Raw genomic sequence first — 17,041 nt, 5'->3', positions numbered from 1 at the left:
CTTGGCGGCTCGCTTCGCGATCAGTTTCTCGCTTCGCTCGAACCTGCCTTCGGACGCGATCGCGAGTGTTGGGTCGTCGCTGGTTGCGGCGGTGGCCGTTGTCGTCGCGATCGCGGGCTGAGGTGAGGGGCAGCTCGCTTGCTGTTCTATGCGGATCTGAGTCTCTGCAGGGCCTCGCGGACGCCGCCGTCGGTTTCCTCCAGAACCATCGTGGCGCGTGCCGCGGGGACCTCGCCGAGGAGCGAGACCAGGGCGACGCGGGTGTTGCCGCCCGCCTCGGACAGCGCGTTCTCGCAGGTGCGGGCGTCCATCCCGGTCGCCTCGGTGAGGATGCGCACCAGCCGGGCGCGCAGCTTGGAGTTCAGCGCGTTCACGCTGACCATCAGGTTGGAGTAGGTGCGCCCCATCCTGATCATCAGGGTGGTGGAGAAGGAGTTGAGCACCAGCTTGGTCGCGGTGCCCGCCTTCATCCGGGTGGAACCGCTGATCACCTCGGGCCCGGTGGCGAGCCCGATGTGCACCTCCACCTCGTCCCCGTACGGCGTGTGCGGGTTGCAGCTGATCAGCGCCGTGCGCGCCCCGACCGCGGCGGCGGCGCGCAGCGCCCCCACCACGTACGGGGTGCGTCCGCTCGCCGCGATGCCGACCGCGACGTCGCCCGCCCGGACGTCGCGGGCGTCCCGGCGGCCGAGCTCGACGTCGTCCTCCACGCCGGAGACCGCCTGCGACAGCGCGCCGGGGCCGCCGGCGTTGTGGGCCACGACCCGGCCCCAGATGCCGAAGGTGGGGGGAAGCTCGGCCGCGTCGAGGACCGCGAGCCGGCCGGACGTGCCGGCGCCGAAGTAGTGCACGCGGCCGCCCGCCCGCAGCGACTCCACGGCGAGGTCGACCAGCCGGGCGACCTCGGGCAGCACGGAGCCGACGACCCTCGGCACGGTCGCGTCCTCAGAGTTGATCAGGCGTAGCACCTCCATGGTCGGCAGCGTGTCGACGTCGAGGGTCCGGGGGTTCCGTCCCTCCGTGGGGAGCTCGCAATCGATCACCGACGCCTCCGGTCGGGTCGCACGGTCCGTCCGCGGACCGCCTCGTACGTGGCTTCGAGGGCCTTGCGGGTAGACCCGTAGGTGCGCTGCGCTACTCCGACGAAGAGGCAGTCCACCACCGTGAGCTGCGCCAGCCGGCTGGCGGTGGCGCCCGAGCGGAACGTCGTCTCCCGTGCGGCGGTCGTCAGGATCATGTCCGCGACCTCCGCGATGGGGGACTTCGGGAAGTTGGTGAGCCCCACGGTCCTCGCGCCCCGGGTCTTGGCGACCTCCAGCGCGTCGATGGTCTCCACGGTCGCGCCGGTGTGCGAGATGCCGATCGCCACGTCGCCGGGGCTCAGGACGGCGGCGCTGGTCAGCATGATGTGGGCGTCCGCCCAGGCGGAGCAGACCCGGCCGATGCGGTGCAGCTTCTGCTGGAAGTCGGCCGCGACGAACGCGCTCGCGCCGACGCCGTAGACGTCGACCCGGTTCGCGTTGACGACCGCGTCCACGACCTGCTCCAGCATCTTGATGTCGAGCTGGGAGGCGGTCTCCTCGACGGCCCGCGCGTCGGCGAAGGTGACCTTCTCCACGATCTGCTCTAGCGAGTCGTCGGGACTGATGTCGCTGCCGATGACCCGGCCGCCGGTGGCGCTCTGGGCCCGTCCCGCCTCGGTGGCGAGGGTCAGCCGCAGCTCTGGGTAACCATGGAACCCGATCGCCCGGCAGAACCTGATGACCGTGGTCTCGGAGGTGCCGCAGTTCTGGGCGAGCTCGGTGATGGTCGAGTTGGCGACCCCTTCGGGGTCGTCGATGACGCGTTGAGCGACTCTTCGCTCGGCGGGGGGCAGCGAGGGCAGCAGCGAACGGACCCGCACCACCGTGCTCAGCGGCGTGGCGTCCCTGTCCCTGCCCGCCGCGTCGTCCCGTGGCGCCGCGGGCTCCCCCGTGATCCCCCGCTCGGGGCCCCGGTCGGGGCCGATGGGTTTCCTCATGGAGGAAATTTTCTTACGCGCTGGATGTCACGTCAACGTTAGGAAAGGCTACGGTCGCCATGTGTTGACCCATTTGGCCGGTCCTTACGTGGTCGGTATCGACGCGGGTGGCACGAAGACCCGCTGCGTCGTGCTGACGCTCGGGGGAGCCCTGGCCGGTTCCGGCACCGGCCCAGGGGCCAACCCCAACTCTGGAGGCGACACCGCCGGGGCGCTGACCACCGCCCTGCGGGAGGCGCTCGGGGACCTAGACCGCACCCACATCCTCACCGGCGTGTTCGGCATCGCCGGCGCCGGCTCGGCCGGCCGGCCCGCCGCGGTCGCGGCGGCCCGGCGGGCCTGGCAGTCCGTCGGGCTGCGCGGCTCGCCCGCGGTGGTGACCGACATCGCGGTGGCGTTCGCCGCGGGGACCAGCGAGCCCAAGGGCATCGTGGTGTTCTCCGGCACGGGCGCCGGCGCGGCGGTCATCAACGACGGCGCGATCGTGCAGCGCGCGGACGGCTACGGCTGGCTCGTCGGTGACGAGGGTTCGGCGGTGTGGCTCGGGAAGGAGGCCGTCCGGGCCGCGCTCGCCGCCTACGACGGCCGCGGCTCCCCGACGCTGCTCACCGACTCGGTCCCCCGGGCGCTGCTCGGCCCCACCGTGGTGGCGCAGATCGACTCCGAACGGCGAAGACCCCGCCACCCCAGGGCGCTGGCCATGGCCGGCGCCCCTTCGCCGTCACCGGGCTCTCCCGTGCTGCCGCACCCCGCCGCGCTGTCCGCCGGCGGGCGCGCCACGGCCGTCCTCGCTCCCGAGTCCGCCTACCCGCCGTCCGCCCGCCACCCCGCCTGCGGCGGCGGGCCGCCGGGCCCGCACGGGCCGCCGTGCCATCCCGAGTCTCCCGGCGCCCCGCCCGATCCCCGCCTCGCCCAGGCGATCATCAAGGAGGTGTACGGCCGCCCGCCCGCGGCCCTCGGCCGCCTCGGCCCGGTGGTCGCCGCCGCCGCGGCCGCCGGCGATCCCGTGGCCAGGCGCATCACCGACGAGGCCGCGCAGTGGCTGCTGGCCGACGTCGACGCGGTGCGCCCGGCCTTGTCCGATCCCTGCGCACCGGTCGTGATGCACGGCTCGGTGCTCCGCGAAGGCCCCGTCGCCGAGGCCGTCCGCTCCGGGCTGCGCGACCGTTTCGCCGAGGCGCCGCGCAGCGCCGGCGACGGGGCCGTCGGCGCGGCCGGGATGGCGCTGCGCCGCCTCGGCCACCCCTTGCCGGGCTGAGCGCCGCCCCGCGGCGAAGGGCCGCCCGGCCCCGGCCCGGCCGATCCGGCCCGGCCGTCAGGTTCATCGCGATGGACCCCGCCAAAGATCCGCAATCGCCTGCGATCCAGGGGTCCATCGTGATTAAGCTGTGACCACGGTGGCAGCAGTGCCGCGGAAGCGGTCCCGATGGGGCCGTGTCCCGCGGGACCACCGGCCACAGGCGTGGCTCTACAGATCGGCTGCGTTGGTTCGCAGCGTCGTCCGCGCGGGATGTCCCTGACCGCGTGCGCCCCTTAGCCGGGTGCACGCCTGACGCATGCCCGCCCCTGCGCTCCCTGGCCCGGACGACGGCCGTCTCCGTACTCCACGTCGAACGAGGTCCCATGCACTCCCTGCCCAGGGCGCGCCGTCTCCGGCCTGCCCTCACCCGCCTGCCCCGCGCCCTCCGGACCCGGCCGCGCCGCGCGGCGATCGTGTTGATCATCACATCGGTCCTGCTGGCGGCCGCCGCCGTCGTCGTCGGCTACGTCCGGACACCGCTGCCGACGCGGCCGCAGGACGGCGTCACGGACGAGGGCTCCGCCGTCTACTACGCCGACGGCCGGACGCCGCTGTTCCGCCTCGGCGCCAACCGGGAGAACGTCCGGCACGGCCAGATCCCCGACCGGCTGCGCTGGGCGGTGCTCTCCGCCGAGGACCGCGGCTTCTACGGAGGCCACGGCGTCTCCCCCAGCGGGACGTTCCGCGCCCTCTGGAACAACGCGTCCGGCGGCGACACGCAGGGCGGCTCGACCATCACCCAGCAGCTCGCCCGCAACTACTTCAAGGGGCTCAGCCGCGACCGGACGATGGGCCGCAAGGTCAAGGAGATCTTCGTGGCGATGAAGCTCGACCGCAGCCGCGCCAAGGACGAGATCCTCGACCTGTACCTCAACACGATCTACTTCGGCCGGCAGACGTCCGGGGTGCAGGCGGCGGCCCGCGCGTACTTCGACAAGGACGTCTGGCAGCTCGACGTCGCCGAGTGCGCCCTGCTCGGCGCGATGATCCAGCGGCCGGCGTACTTCCGCACGCGGGGCGACGGCCCCGCGGCCCGCGCGCTGCGCGCCCGCTGGCGGTACGTCCTCGACGGGATGGTGTCGATGGGCCGCCTCGGCCGGGCCGAGGCCGACCGGCAGCGCTTCCCCCGGACCCAGGACGAGTGGACCGGCGTCGGCCTGTCCGGCCAGGACCTCCTCGTCCGGCACCGGGTCGAGGAGGAGCTCGCGAGCGTCGGCATCCCGATGGACAGCGTCGTCAACGGCGGCCTGAAGATCTACACCGGGCTGGACCAGCGCTGGATGTGGCACGCCGAGCAGGCCATGCGCGAGGCGCAGGAGCCGCGGTGGCCCGGGACCGTGCACGCCGGGCTCGTCGCCGTCGACTCCCGTACCGGCGAGGTCAAGGCGCTCTACGGCGGCGACCCGAAGCGCAGCCAGATCGACTCGGTGTTCGCGCCGGTCGCGCAGGCGGGCTCCACGTTCAAGCCGTACGTGCTGGCCGCCGCGCTCCGCAAGGGCCTCAGCGTCCGGACGAGGGTCAGCGGCCGCTCCCCGCAGAAGTTCGCGCCGAACGGTGACATCACGCCGATGACCGCGCCGGGCTACAAGGTCGACAACGACGAGGAGATCGGCTCGCTCGGCGCGATGGACCTCGTCAGGGCCACGGCCCTGTCGGTCAACACCGGATACGTGAAGGCCGCCCTGAAGACGGGGATCGCGGACGTCCAGGAGACCGCGCGGCTGTTCGGGGTGCCCGCCTCCGCGCTCGCGCCGTTCAGGGGGCAGGCCGGGATCGCGCTCGGCACCCCCGACGTCGCGGCCGTCACCCAGGCCGCCGGGTACGCGGCGTTCGCCAACGGCGGCACGGCCGTCGTCCCCCACCTCGTCACCAGGGTCGTCGACGCGCACGGCCGGCGGGTCCCGCTGCCCTGGGACCGGCCGGGGCGCCGGGTGCTGAACGCCGAGCAGGCGGCGCAGGCCGCCTACGCGCTGCGGGCTACCGTCAGGAGCGGGACGGGCGAGCACGCGGCGCTGCCCGACCGGGAGGCCGCCGGGAAGACGGGCACCACCGACCACAACCGCGCCGCCTGGTTCGTCGGCTTCGTCCCCCAGGTCTCGACGGCCGTGGTCATCGGCAACGCCAGGCCCGCCCCGCTGCGGGATCTGCCCGGCTTCGCCGGGACGGTCTCCGGGAAGAACCTCCCGGCGACGATCTGGCGGTCCTTCATGGACAAGGCCGTCCGCGACCTGCCGGCCCGGCCGTTCCCCGAGCCCGCGTTCTCCGGCGTGGCCGCGAACTGGGTCGACGCCGACCCGGCGCAGCCGACCCCGTCCCGGCGCAAGCCCGGCGAGCCGGCGCCCGGCGGCCGGGACGGCGGTTCGCCGACGCTCGCGCCGACCCCCGCCGTGCCGCCGGAGGTCGCCCGTCGCAGGATCGCCAAGCAGAAGGCCCGCGAGAGCGCCGTCACGCCCACCCCGAACAGCTGAACCGGAAGAGATCGAGTCGACAGCGGCCCCCGGGGGCGGCTACGGTCGCGGGCGTCGATGCGACCGAGTGACCGAGACCGTTCCGGGGGGCCTGGTCAGGTGCGTGCCACACGTTCCCTCGCGCTCGCGGCGGCGGCCCTGCTGGCAGGCGGGGCCGCCGGCTGCGGCGGCGGCGAGGACGACAGGGGCGGGCGGACGCCGTCCGCCCGCTCCGCCGCGCCCGCCTCCCCCGCCACGCCCGCGCCGGACGCCTGGATCCCCGGCCGGGTCGCGAAGATGAGCGTGGCCGACAAGGTGGGGCAGCTGTTCGTCCCGACCTTCTCCAGCCGCGCCGACGCGCTCACGAAGATCAGGAAGTACCGCGTGGGCGGGCTGATCTACTTCCCCGGCAACATCGGCACCCCGGCGCGGACCGCCGCGCAGTCCAACGCGCTGCAGAAGGCCTCGACGATCCCGCTGCTGCTCGGCGTCGACGAGGAGCAGGGCATCGTGTCGCGGACGCCGTTCGTCACGACGTTCCCCGGCAACATGGCGCTCGGCGCGACCCGCAGCCCCGCCGACGCCCGCGCCGCCGCCCGGGTCACCGGCGCCGAGCTGCGCGCGGTCGGCATCAACCTCGACTACGCGCCGGACGCCGACGTGAACGTGAACCCGCGCAACCCGGTGATCGGGCTGCGCTCCTTCGGGTCCGACCCGGCGCTGGCGTCCGCGCTGGTGCGGGGGGCCGTCGGCGGCTTCCAGGAGGCCGGGGTCGCCGCGGCGGCCAAGCACTTCCCCGGCCACGGCGACACCGCGACCGACAGCCACACCGGCCTGCCGGTGATCCGGCACGCGCCGCGGACGTGGGAGCGGCTGGACGCGCCCCCGTTCAGGGCGGCGATCGCCGCGAACGTCGACATGATCATGACCGCGCACATCGTCGTCCCGAAGCTCGACAAGTCGGGCGACCCGTCCACGCTCTCCAGGACGGTCCTGACGGGGCTGCTGCGCGGCAGGCTGGGCTACCAGGGCGTCATCACCACCGACTCGCTGGAGATGGCCGGGGTCCGCGAGAAGTACGGCGACGCCGGGGTCCCGGTCCGGGCGATCAACGCGGGCGCCGACCAGCTGCTGATGCCGCCGGACCTGCCGCGCGCCTACGACGCCGTGGTGAAGGCCGTCCGGACCGGGAAGATCTCGCAGCGGCGGCTGGACGAGTCGGTGACGCGGATCCTCAGGCTCAAGCAGCGGCGCGGCCTGTTCCAGACCGCCGCCGCCGACCCCGCCAAGGCCGCGGCAGCGGTCGGCACCCCCGCGAACAAGGCCGTCGCGCGGGGCGTCGCCGAGCACGCGGTCACCCTCGTCCGCAACGACGGCGGCGTGCTGCCCCTCAAGGGCAGGAAGGTCGCCGTGTCCGGGCCTGACAGCGGCCGACTCCAGGCGGCCCTGCGCCGCCAGGGCGTCGCGGTCACGGCGCCAGGCTCGGCCGACGTCACCGTGCTGACCACCGTGAACGCGGGGGCGGCGACCGCGTCCCGGATCCGGGCGCTCGGCTCCAGGCCGGTGGTCGTCGCCGCGCTCGGCCGCCCCTACGACCTCGACTCGGCGGGCGGCGCGAAGGCGGCGCTCGCCACCTACTCCTCCAGCCGGGTCTCGGTGGAGGCGCTGGCCAGGGTGCTGAGCGGAGCGGTGAAGCCCACCGGCAGGCTGCCGGTTCCGGCGGGCGGGAAGCCCGCCGGGCACGGGCTGGGCTACCGGTAGGGGCCGCCGCCCGGCACCGGCGAGGCGTTGGACGCGAGGACCGCTCTGCTGGGAGGATCGGGCCGCCTTCGCGCTTCCAGGAGGTCCCCGTGCGCGTCCGATCGTCCCTCGCCGCCCTGGCGCTGCTCCCGCTGCTGGCGGCCTGCGGGGGCGGCGGCGAGGTCACGATGCCGCCGCTCACCCCCGAGCCCGGCGACTCCCGGCCCGCCCAAGCCTCGACCGCCGCGCCTGCGCGGCAGACGCTCCCGGCGCGGCTGGCGCTCTACAAGTACCTGCGCGGGATCTCGGTGGGCGACGCCAGGGCGTGCGCGTACCTGGCGCCCGCCTACGAGCGGCGCGTGTTCGGCGGGCCCGGCCGGTGCCGTTCGGGGCTCGGCCGGGCCCGCGCGAAGCTGCGCCCGCAGGATCTCGCGGCGCTGCGCGGCGTGACCGTCCCGACCTGCGAGGCCGGGCCGGGCGCCGGGGAGTGCACCGTCCGGTTCGAGCACCTGCGGTGGAAGACCGCGCCCGCCCGTCCCGGCGGACTGCTCGCCGCGAGCTTCGTCCTGCGGGGACGCGGGAGCCGCTGGCTCGTGGCGGGCTGACCGCGGGTCAGAGCCCGAGGTCCGCCAGTCCGGGCAGGTGGGCGCGGGCCGCCTCCCTGGCCTGCTCGGCGGTGCGCGCGGCACGGGCCGCCGCGGCCGCCGCGCGGCACTCCTCCAGCGTGTGCCGCACGAGCGCCGCCCGCACCAGCGGGAGGGACGGCGCGCTCATCGACAGCGACGTCACGCCGAGGCCCACCAGCACGCAGGCCAGCGCCGGATCGCCGGCGGCCTCCCCGCACACGCCGCACGGGACGCCCGCCCCGGCCGCGGGGGCGACCAGGTCGAGGACGGCGGGCTGCCACGGGTCCTGGAGGTGCGCGAGGCCGCCGACCTGCCGGTCCGCCGCGCACGCGTACTGGGTGAGGTCGTTGGTGCCGATGCTGAAGAACTCCACCTCGGGCGCCAGGTCGCGGGCGCGCAGCGCGGCCGCGGGAACCTCGATCATGACGCCGGGATGCTCGACGCCGGCCTCCCGGCACGCGGCCGCGAAGAAGGCGGCCTCCTCCGCGTCCGTCACCATCGGCGCCATGACCTGCAGCTTGACGCTGAGACCCGCGGCGGCGCGGGTCAGCGCGGCGAGCTGCGAGGCCAGCACGTCCGGGTGGCGGCGCATCATCCGCAGGCCCCGCTCGCCGAGCGCCGGGTTCGGCTCCTCACCGGGGGCGGGCAGGAACGCCAGCGGCTTGTCGGCGCCCGCGTCGAGCGTCCGGACGACCACGCGGCCCTCCGGGAACGCCTCCAGCACCTTCCGGTACGCCTCCTCCTGCTCCCCGTCGGACGGCGGCGCCGCGCGGTCGAGGAACAGGAACTCCGTCCGGTACAGGCCGACGCCCTCGGCGCCGTTCGCCAGCGCCGCCTCCACGTCCTTGGGGCCGCCGACGTTGGCCAGCAGCGGGACCGGGTGCCCGTCCCTGGTCGCGCCCGGCCCGGTGGACTCCTCCAGCGCGGACGCGCGGGCCGCGGCGGTCGCCCGCGCCGCGGCCACCTCCGCCTCGGACGGGTCGGGGAGCACCGTCCCCGCGGCGCCGTCCACCAGGACACGGGTCCCCTCGGCCAGCGAGGCGGCGCCGGGCAGCGCGACCACGGCGGGGACGCACATCGTCCGCGCCAGGATCGCGGTGTGGCTGGTGGGGCCGCCCTCCTCCGTCACGAACGCCACGACCTGCGCCGGGTCGAGGACGGCCGTGTCCGCCGGGGCGAGGTCGCGGGCGACCAGCACGAACGGCTCGTCGGACTCGGGGACGCCCGGCATCGGGAGCCCGAGCAGCCGGGCGATCGCGCGGTCGCGGATGTCGTCGAGGTCGGTGACCCGCGCGGCCATGTACTCGCCGGCCCCGGCGAGCATCTCCCGGTAGACGCCGAACGCCTCGAACACGGCGCGGGCCGCCGACACCCCCTCGTCGATCTTGGCGCGGACGCCGTCGGCGAGCCCGGGGTCGCGGGCCATCATCGCCTGCGCGTTCAGCACGTCCCGGCCGTCGGTGTTGCCGGCCGCGGCCGCGCGCTCCCCGCGCTCCTCCAGGTCGGCGGCGACGGCCTCCAGGGCGGCCAGCGCGGAGTCGCGCTCGACGCCGGCGTCGCCGCCGTGCCGGGACCCGGCGGGCGGCTCCGGCACGGCCCCCGCGATGGTGCGCACCGGCCCGGTCCCGACACCGGGGCTGACGCCCGCGCCCTGCATCACCTCGCCCACCTCAGGCCCCCTCGGGCTCCGGGGTGGACAGCAGCTTCTCCAGGCTGTCGAGCAGCTCGTCGGCCCCGTCGCCCTCGGCGGACAGCACGATCTCCTCGCCGTGCCGCGCGTCCAGCCCGAGCACGGCGAGGATGCTCTTGGCGTTCACCGGGGAGCCGCCGCGCTTGGACACCGTCACGTCCATCGGGGCCTTGGCCGCGGTCTGGACGAACAGCGCGGCCGGCCGTGCGTGCAGCCCCACCCTGGACTCGATCTTGACGTTGCGCTCGGTCACCGCATTACTCCCAATCAGCTCGTTACCGTCCGGTGCACCCGCAGCGCGGGGCCCGGCACGACGTCCACTTCGATGAAATCGGCCACCAGATGGTCGGCCCTGGCCAGCGCGCCCACCGACTGCGTGGTGACAACGCCGACGCATGTCATTCCCGCGGCCTTGACGGCCGCGACCCCTGCCGGGGCGTCCTCGAACCCGACCGCCTCCTGCGGCGGGACGTCCAGGTCGCGCGCGGCGGCCAGGTATCCCTCCGGGTGCGGCTTGCCGGTGACGACGTCACCGGCGGTCACCACGAGGTCGAGCAGGCCGCGGATGCCCAGCAGGTCCAGCAGGCGCTCGGCGTAGGGCCGCTGCCCCGACGTCACCACCGCCAGCGGCACGCCCGCGTCCGCCAGCGACCGGACGAGGTCGACCGCGCCGGGAACGGGCGCCACGTCCGGCATCCCCGGCAGCGACTCGTAGGAGACCGCCTGCTCGAACAGCTCCTCGACCGTCCGGCCGGGGAACAGGTGCACGTGGTCCGCCAGCGCCTCGGTCCCCCGCCGCCCCGCGAACGAGCCGATCAGCGCCTCGTCCCAGGGGACGCGGTGGGCGTCGAACAGGCGCGACCACATCACGCGGTTGCGCGGCTCGGTGTCGATGAGGGTGCCGTCGAGATCGAAGACCGCCGCGCCGAGACCGATCACCGCCATGTGCTCAGCTCCATGTGAACAGCTCGGTCCCCTTCGCCACCTCGCCCGACTCGCGCACGTCCGACAGGGCGTCGGCGCCCGCGTCCAGCGCGACGACCGCGCAGATGGGCGAGCGGCCGCCCGCCTCGATCACCGCAGGGTCCCAGCCGACGAGCGGCTGCCCGGCGGTCACCTCGTCGCCCTCGGCGGCCAGGAGCTCGAACCCCTGCCCCTTCAGCTTGACGGTGTCGATGCCGAGGTGCACCAGGACCCCGTGGCCCTCGGCGTCCACCACGACGTAGGCGTGCGGGTGCAGCTTGACGATCTTCCCGGTGACGGGCGCGATGGCGTGGCCGGGACCGCGCTCGGGGTCGACGGCCGTGCCCGGGCCGACCATGGCCTGGGCGAACACCGGGTCCGGGACGCCGGCGAGGCCGACGACCCGGCCGGCGACCGGGGACAGTACTCGGGTCATCAGAGGGGTTCCCTTGGTCGGTCGAGGAGGTCTGGTCAGTCGAGGAGGTCCTCGATGTCGCTGGCGATGGTGTCGGCCTCGGGCCCCACGACGACCTGGACGACGGAGCCGCTGCGCATGACGCCGAACGCGCCCGCCTTCTTGAGGGCCGGCTCGTCGACCTTTCCGGCGTCGGAGACCTCGGTGCGCAGCCGGGTCGCGCACGGCTCGATCTCCACGATGTTGTCGGCCCCGCCCAGGGCGGCGATGATGGCCTCGGCCTTGTCCATGCTCGTTCTCTCTTCTCGGGATCCGGGTGCTCAGTCGGTCTGGGTGACCTTGTTGAGGCCGCGCGGGACGTCGGGGTCGATCCCGAGCCGGCGGGCGAGGTTCTCGACCATGATCTGGCCGGGGACGATGAGGCCCAGCGGCGCCACCCACTCGGGGAGGCCGGGACCGGGCAGCGCGGCCGAGCACGCCTCCGCCAGCTCCGCTCCGCCGCCCACGCCGAACGCGCGGGCCCCCGCACCGCGCACCCGGTGGGCCAGGGCGACGGTGCCCGGCAGCGTCGGCCCGGAGTCGGCGGCGACCAGCAGCGCCGGGGTCTGCGCGTCGACGACCGCGATCGGGCCGTGCAGCAGGTCGGCGTAGGAAAGCCCCATGGCGTGCAGGTAGCACGCCTCCTTGATCTTCAGCGCCAGCTCCAGCGCGGTCCCGAACGCGATTCCACGTCCGGAGACCACCGTACCCGGGACCTTCGCCAGCTCCTCGACGATCTCCGGCAGCGCGGGCGAGGCCTCGGTCAGCGCGATCATCCGGGCGACCTCGTCGGGGACGCGGCGCAGGTCGTCCTCGGCGACCTGGGCGCCGAGCCCGAGGCCGAGCACCGACAGCGCGGCGAGCTGCGTCGTGTAGGTCTTGGTCGCCGGCACGGCGATCTCGGCGCCCGCCTGCGTGACCAGGGCGACCTCGGCGGCCTCGGCGAGCGGCGACCCGGCGCCGTTGGTGACCGCGACCGTCCGGGCGCCGCAGTCGCGCGCCCAGTCGAGCGTCTCGACGATCTCCTCGGTCTTGCCGGACTGGCTGATCGCCACGGCCAGCACGCCGGACAGGTCCAGCCGGCGGCGGTAGGCGGTCGCGATGGACGGCGCGGCGAGCGTGGCCAGCCGCCCGGCGTGCGCCTCCACCAGGTAGCGCCCGTACACCGCGGCATTGTCGGACGACCCGCGCGCGATGAACAGCACCTGCCGTGTCTCCCGCGCCAGCGCCCCGACGTCGGCGACGCGCGGGAGGAGCGCGTCGATCGTCCGGCGCAGCGCGTCCGGCTGCTCACCGATCTCGGCGCGCATCTGACTGGTCATGATCCCCCTCCGAAGACTTCCTGCCCGTTGATCCAGGTCGCAAGCGCCCGGTGGTCCGGCCCCAGCCAGACCAGGTCGGCCGCGGCGCCGGGGGCGATCCGGCCGAGGTCCGGCCGGCCGGCGAGGCCGGCCGGGACCCGGGTCGCGGCGTCGACCGCGTCGGCCGGGTCGACGCCGAGCGCGATCGCGTTGCCGACCGCCTCGTCCAGCCGGAGGCCGGATCCGGCGATGGTGCCGTCGGCGCGCAGCGGCGGGCCCTGCTCGGGCATGGTGATGGGCTCGCCGCCGAGGTCGTAGGTGCCGGGCGGCATCCCGGCGGCCGAGGCCGCGTCGGTGACGAGCACGACCCGTCCCGCCGCGGCCCGCAGCACCAGCGTCGCCACCTCGGGGCCGACGTGGTGCAGGTCGAGGATGAGACCGGGGCTCAGCCGCTCGTCGATGAGGGCCTGCACGGCCACGCCCGGGTCGCGGTGGTGGACGCCGGTCTGCGCGTTGAAGATGTGGGTGACCTTGCGTGCGCCGGCGTCGGCCGCGGCGGCGACCTGCGCGGCGGTGGCGTCGCTGTGCCCGACGCTGACCAGCACGCCCGCCGCGGTCAGGGTGCGGATCGCCTCCAGGGCGCCGTCCCGCTCGGGAGCGAGGGTGACCAGCTTGACCAGGCCCGTCTCCAGCAGCGTCGCGATGTCGGCGGGCGCGGGGTCGGTGAGATGCGCGGCGTTGTGCGCGCCCTTGCGCTTCTCCGACAGGAACGGGCCTTCGAGGTGGACGCCGAGGACGCGGGCCCCGGGCGGCAGGTCCGGCAGCAGGTCGCGGGTGCGGAGGAGCGCCTCGGCCTGCGCGCGCACCGGGGCCGTGATGAAGGTGGGGAGGAACGCGGTCACGCCGGTCTCGGGCAGGCGGGAGACGACGGTGTGCCAGGCGGCGGCGTCGGCGTCCACCATGTCGTGCCCGAAGTACCCGTTCACCTGGAGGTCGACGAGGCCGGGCGCGAGGAGGCCGTCGGGGAGGTGGACGTCGGGCGCGCCCTCCGGACGCCCTTCCCCGGCCTCGACGATCACCCCGTCCGCGACGCGGACGTAGCCCGGGGAGACGACGCGGTGCGGGCCGGCCGCCGGGGTGAGGACCATCTGTTCGGCCGTGATCAGCAGTGATGCCATGGGGGCGCGCTCTCTGTGACGCGATGATCGCGGGTGGGGTTCCTCCGGATAGCAACTGGTCTAGTCCGGACTAGACCAGTACGCACCATACTCCACGAATCGGAGGGAGATGAAGACGCGGGGCGAAACTTCGTCCGACGCGGGAGCGCCGCGGGAGTTCCGGCAGCCGGAACACGGGGAAGGGAGCCGGAAATGGTCAGGAAACCGGGGGCGGAACCGGAGGCAGCGTCCGGCACGGGGTACCTGACCTGCGGTTTTGTCGATCTTGACGTCGCCGGCGCGTGATCGAGCCGTTACGGATTCGTGCATTGACATGTCTTTCGGAGCTGTGGTCTAGTCCGGCCTAGACCAGTACGAACCAAATCGAATACCGTCGAACGACCGACCAGCCCACCCATCCGTCGAAACCCGGCGAATCCCATCGATCCGGCCACCGGCCATCGAGGAAACCCCCGTGACGACCATCGACCCGCACAGTCCGGTACCGAAGTACTTCCAGCTCCGCGCGATCCTGCTCGACCTCATCGAGAGCGCGGAACTGCCCGTCGACGCCCCGATCCCCTCGGAGCGCGAGCTGTGCGTCCGGTACCGGCTGTCCCGCATGACCGTCCGGCAGGGCGTCGACCAGCTGGTGTCCGAGGGGCGGCTCTACCGCGTCCCCGGCAAGGGCACCTTCGTCGCCCGGCCCAAGATCGAGATGCCGCTGCGGCTCGTCTCGTTCACCGAGGACATGCTGGCCCGGGGGCTGCGGCCCGGGGCCGTCGACCTGGACCGGCGCACGGTCCCGGCCGACGCGCGGCTCGCCAGGATCTTCGACGTCGAGCCGGGCACGCAGATCCACGTCATCGAGCGGCTGCGCACCGCCGACGGGGAACCCATGGCACTCGAACGCGCGCATATCCTGGCCTCGCTCGCGCCCGACCTGCTCGATCGCAGGCTCGCGGACCGCTCCCTCTACGGCGTCCTCGAAGCGGTCTACGGGCTCGTCTTCGACGCGGGCGACCAGACCATCGACGCCAGCCTGGCCGACGCCGCCGACGCCAGGCACCTGCAGATCGCCCGGGGCAGTGCCGTGCTGCTCCTGCAACGGCGCTCCTACACCGGAGGAGTGTGCGCCGAGCTGGGCGTGTCGACCTACAGGGCGGACCGCTACCAGATCCACACGGCGCTCGGAAATCCCCCGCCGCACTCCTGAAACCCCTGAGGAGGAACCTCGCGATGACTGCGACAACAGTGGACTCCGCGCCGCGCCGAGGGTCGAGCGCCCTCGCGGTGCTGCAGCGCATCGGCCGCAGCCTGATGCTGCCGATCGCCGTGCTGCCCGCCGCCGCGCTGCTGCTCCGGTTCGGCCAGCCCGACATGCTCGGCGCGGACGGCCTCGGCTGGGACCGCGTCGCCGAGGTCGTCGGCGGCGCGGGCCAGGCCCTGTTCAGCTACCTGCCGCTGCTGTTCGCGGTCGGCGTGGCGATCGGGTTCGCCCGCAAGTCCGACGGGTCCACCGCGCTCGCCGCCGTGGTCGGATACCTGGTGTTCGACCAGGTATCCAAGATCATGTTCTCGCACAGCGACGAGCTCAAGGGCAACGTGCTGATCACCAAGGTGGTGGACGGGGCGCCCAAGGAGGTCATCGACTTCGGGGCCAAGAACCCCACCGACGTGCTCGGCGGCATCCTCATCGGCGTCGTCGCCGCGCTGCTCTACCAGCGCTTCTACCGGGTGAAGCTGCCCACCTACCTGGCGTTCTTCGGCGGCCGCCGGTTCGTCCCGATCATCACGGCGGTCGCCGCCCTGGTGCTCGGCGTCCTGGTCGGCTTCATCTGGCCGGTGTTCGGCAGCTGGCTGACCGACTTCGGCAACTGGATCACCGGCGCGGGCGCCGCCGGCGCCGGCATCTACGGCGTCATCAACCGCCTGCTGCTGCCGTTCGGCCTGCACCACATCCCGAACTCGCTGATCTGGTTCGTGTTCGGCTCCTACAACGGCCCGGACGGCACCGTGCACGGCGAGATCAACCGGTACCTGGCCGGCGACCCGCACGCGGGCGGCTTCCTCGCCGGGTTCTTCCCCGTCCTGATGTTCGGCCTGCCCGGCGCGGCCCTCGCCATCTGGCGCGCCGCTCCCCCGCACCGCCGCCCCGCGGTCGGCGGCATCATGATCTCCGCCGCGCTCACCGCGTTCGTCACCGGCGTCACCGAGCCGATCGAGTTCGCGTTCATGTTCGTCGCGCCCGTCCTGTACGGGGTGCACGTCGTCCTCACCGGCATCTCGATGGCGGTCCTGGAGGCGGCCGGAGCCCAGCTCGGCTTCGGCTTCTCCGCGGGCGGCATCGACCTGCTGCTGAACGCCTCGAAGGACAACACCAAGGGCCTGTGGCTCATCCTCGGCATGGGCGTCCTGTACTTCTTCCTGTACTACTTCATCTTCAAGTTCCTGATCACGAAGTTCAACTTCGCGACCCCGGGCCGCGAACCCGAGGACGAGGAGTCGACGGCCGTCGACGCGGGCGCCGACCCCGAGCTCGCGGGCGGGAAGAAGAAGAGGAACCGCAAGGGCACCGCCGAGCCGCAGGACTCCGCGGCGGGCTGAGCCCTCCCCCCGAGTCCCGGGCCCCCGCACCCCGGGACTCGCTCCCGAAGGCGGCGGGACGCGCTTCGCGTCCCGCCGCCTTTCCCATTCCCGTTACGGGAGCGGCCGTAAGCGGTCAGGACGTATTTTCCACAAGCTTCGTGACTCCTGTTTCAAAAAGCGATTCAGGAGGTTTCATGGTGCGTCCGGTCAGAAGCGGGGCGGTTCGGTTCGTCAGATATCGCCCGTCCCCCGCCGTGCACGGAGCGTTGGCGCTGCGCCCCGCGGCGGGGCCCGCGCCGCGGGGCCCGGGGCTGCGGCTGGTCCGTCCGGCGGCCGGGGAGGACGCGGAGGTCCAGGCCGTCGCGGAGGCGGCCGTGCGGCTCGCCGTGGAGGTCCTGGCGGGGACGCGGCCGCCGCACCAGCTGTCGCTCGTGGCCGTCCCGGCGGTCTGCCGGGAGATCGCCGCCCAGCTCGGCCCGGGGACGCGCCGCGGGCGGATCGTCCCGCCGAAGGTCCTGTCGACGCGCTCGCAGCGGCCGGCGCCCGACGTCGCCGAGGCGGTCGCCCTGGTCGTCGTGGCGGGACGCGTCCACGCGCTGGCGCTGCGGCTGGAGCACGCGCGGGGCCGGTGGCGCTGCACGGCGCTGGAGACGACCGCGCCCTGACGGCCGTGACGCGGCCTGGGACGCGTGGAGGGCCCTGAAACGCGCGAAGCGGCCCTGACATGCGGAAGCGGCCTCCCGAGGCTTCGGGA

General features: G+C 74.3%; 16 protein-coding genes. 7 read left to right on the top strand and 9 right to left on the bottom strand.

Annotation, left to right across the window (positions count from 1 at the left end):
• Nucleotides 1-146 precede the first annotated feature (146 nt).
• On the bottom strand, nucleotides 147-1,043 hold the full coding sequence (murQ, locus tag ABD944_RS17775; RefSeq protein WP_345177808.1) for an N-acetylmuramic acid 6-phosphate etherase: 897 nt from the start codon (nucleotides 1,041-1,043) through the stop codon (nucleotides 147-149).
• The gene (locus ABD944_RS17770; RefSeq protein ID WP_345177806.1) at nucleotides 1,040-2,020 is read right to left on the bottom strand and encodes a MurR/RpiR family transcriptional regulator; all 981 of its coding nucleotides are present in this window, start codon (nucleotides 2,018-2,020) and stop codon (nucleotides 1,040-1,042) included. The genes murQ and ABD944_RS17770 overlap by 4 nt, the downstream gene beginning before the upstream one ends.
• An 88-nt stretch (nucleotides 2,021-2,108) precedes the next feature.
• Between ABD944_RS17770 and ABD944_RS17765 the strand changes: the two genes are divergently transcribed.
• The 4 genes from ABD944_RS17765 (at nucleotide 2,109) to ABD944_RS17750 (ending at nucleotide 8,112) form a co-directional block, all read left to right on the top strand.
• Nucleotides 2,109-3,278, top strand: a complete 1,170-nt coding sequence (locus ABD944_RS17765) for an N-acetylglucosamine kinase (RefSeq protein WP_378190729.1) — start codon at nucleotides 2,109-2,111, stop codon at nucleotides 3,276-3,278.
• A 365-nt stretch (nucleotides 3,279-3,643) separates the two neighbouring features.
• On the top strand, nucleotides 3,644-5,788 hold the full coding sequence (locus ABD944_RS17760) for a transglycosylase domain-containing protein (RefSeq protein WP_345177803.1): 2,145 nt from the start codon (nucleotides 3,644-3,646) through the stop codon (nucleotides 5,786-5,788).
• A gap of 99 nt (nucleotides 5,789-5,887) precedes the next feature.
• Nucleotides 5,888-7,528, top strand: a complete 1,641-nt coding sequence (locus ABD944_RS17755; RefSeq protein WP_345177801.1) for a glycoside hydrolase family 3 protein — start codon at nucleotides 5,888-5,890, stop codon at nucleotides 7,526-7,528.
• A gap of 89 nt (nucleotides 7,529-7,617) precedes the next feature.
• On the top strand, nucleotides 7,618-8,112 hold the full coding sequence (locus tag ABD944_RS17750) for a hypothetical protein (RefSeq protein WP_345177799.1): 495 nt from the start codon (nucleotides 7,618-7,620) through the stop codon (nucleotides 8,110-8,112).
• Nucleotides 8,113-8,119: 7 nt separating this feature from the next.
• Here ABD944_RS17750 and ptsP read toward each other — a convergent pair whose 3' ends face one another.
• From ptsP to nagA, 7 genes are read right to left on the bottom strand one after another with little or no spacing between them, the layout of a single operon-like run.
• Nucleotides 8,120-9,790, bottom strand: coding sequence for a phosphoenolpyruvate--protein phosphotransferase (gene ptsP, locus ABD944_RS17745; protein ID WP_345177888.1), 1,671 nt, complete (start codon nucleotides 9,788-9,790; stop codon nucleotides 8,120-8,122).
• 13 nt (nucleotides 9,791-9,803) lie between these two features.
• The gene (locus tag ABD944_RS17740; RefSeq protein WP_345177796.1) at nucleotides 9,804-10,076 is read right to left on the bottom strand and encodes an HPr family phosphocarrier protein; all 273 of its coding nucleotides are present in this window, start codon (nucleotides 10,074-10,076) and stop codon (nucleotides 9,804-9,806) included.
• A 14-nt stretch (nucleotides 10,077-10,090) separates the two neighbouring features.
• On the bottom strand, nucleotides 10,091-10,768 hold the full coding sequence (locus tag ABD944_RS17735; RefSeq protein WP_345177794.1) for an HAD family hydrolase: 678 nt from the start codon (nucleotides 10,766-10,768) through the stop codon (nucleotides 10,091-10,093).
• A 4-nt stretch (nucleotides 10,769-10,772) separates the two neighbouring features.
• Nucleotides 10,773-11,222 carry a PTS sugar transporter subunit IIA gene (locus ABD944_RS17730; protein WP_089315944.1) on the bottom strand — a complete coding sequence of 150 codons (450 nt, stop codon included), beginning with the start codon at nucleotides 11,220-11,222 and terminating at the stop codon, nucleotides 10,773-10,775.
• Nucleotides 11,223-11,257: 35 nt separating this feature from the next.
• A complete protein-coding gene (locus tag ABD944_RS17725) occupies nucleotides 11,258-11,491 on the bottom strand; it encodes a PTS sugar transporter subunit IIB (protein ID WP_345177791.1) in 234 nt (77 codons plus the stop codon).
• Nucleotides 11,492-11,521: 30 nt separating this feature from the next.
• Nucleotides 11,522-12,562, bottom strand: a complete 1,041-nt coding sequence (locus ABD944_RS17720) for an SIS domain-containing protein (protein WP_345177790.1) — start codon at nucleotides 12,560-12,562, stop codon at nucleotides 11,522-11,524.
• Nucleotides 12,559-13,719 carry an N-acetylglucosamine-6-phosphate deacetylase gene (gene nagA, locus ABD944_RS17715; protein WP_345177787.1) on the bottom strand — a complete coding sequence of 387 codons (1,161 nt, stop codon included), beginning with the start codon at nucleotides 13,717-13,719 and terminating at the stop codon, nucleotides 12,559-12,561. Before nagA ends, ABD944_RS17720 begins: the two co-directional genes overlap by 4 nt.
• A 454-nt stretch (nucleotides 13,720-14,173) precedes the next feature.
• Between nagA and ABD944_RS17710 the strand changes: the two genes are divergently transcribed.
• The 3 genes from ABD944_RS17710 (at nucleotide 14,174) to ABD944_RS17700 (ending at nucleotide 16,952) form a co-directional block, all read left to right on the top strand.
• Nucleotides 14,174-14,914 (top strand): GntR family transcriptional regulator, encoded by a 741-nt coding sequence (locus ABD944_RS17710; RefSeq protein ID WP_141581197.1) that lies wholly within the window; start codon nucleotides 14,174-14,176, stop codon nucleotides 14,912-14,914.
• 23 nt (nucleotides 14,915-14,937) lie between these two features.
• Entirely contained in the window at nucleotides 14,938-16,305 is a 1,368-nt protein-coding gene (locus ABD944_RS17705; protein WP_345177785.1) for a PTS transporter subunit EIIC, read from the top strand.
• A gap of 236 nt (nucleotides 16,306-16,541) precedes the next feature.
• Complete coding sequence (locus tag ABD944_RS17700; protein ID WP_345177783.1) at nucleotides 16,542-16,952, top strand: Rv3235 family protein; 411 nt, start codon at nucleotides 16,542-16,544, stop codon at nucleotides 16,950-16,952.
• Nucleotides 16,953-17,041 lie beyond the last annotated feature (89 nt).

The sequence above is a fragment of the Actinomadura verrucosospora genome (assembly GCF_039540335.1).
GTDB lineage: Bacteria > Actinomycetota > Actinomycetes > Streptosporangiales > Streptosporangiaceae > Spirillospora > Spirillospora verrucosospora.
This window is presented reverse-complemented; position numbering and strand designations above follow the sequence as displayed.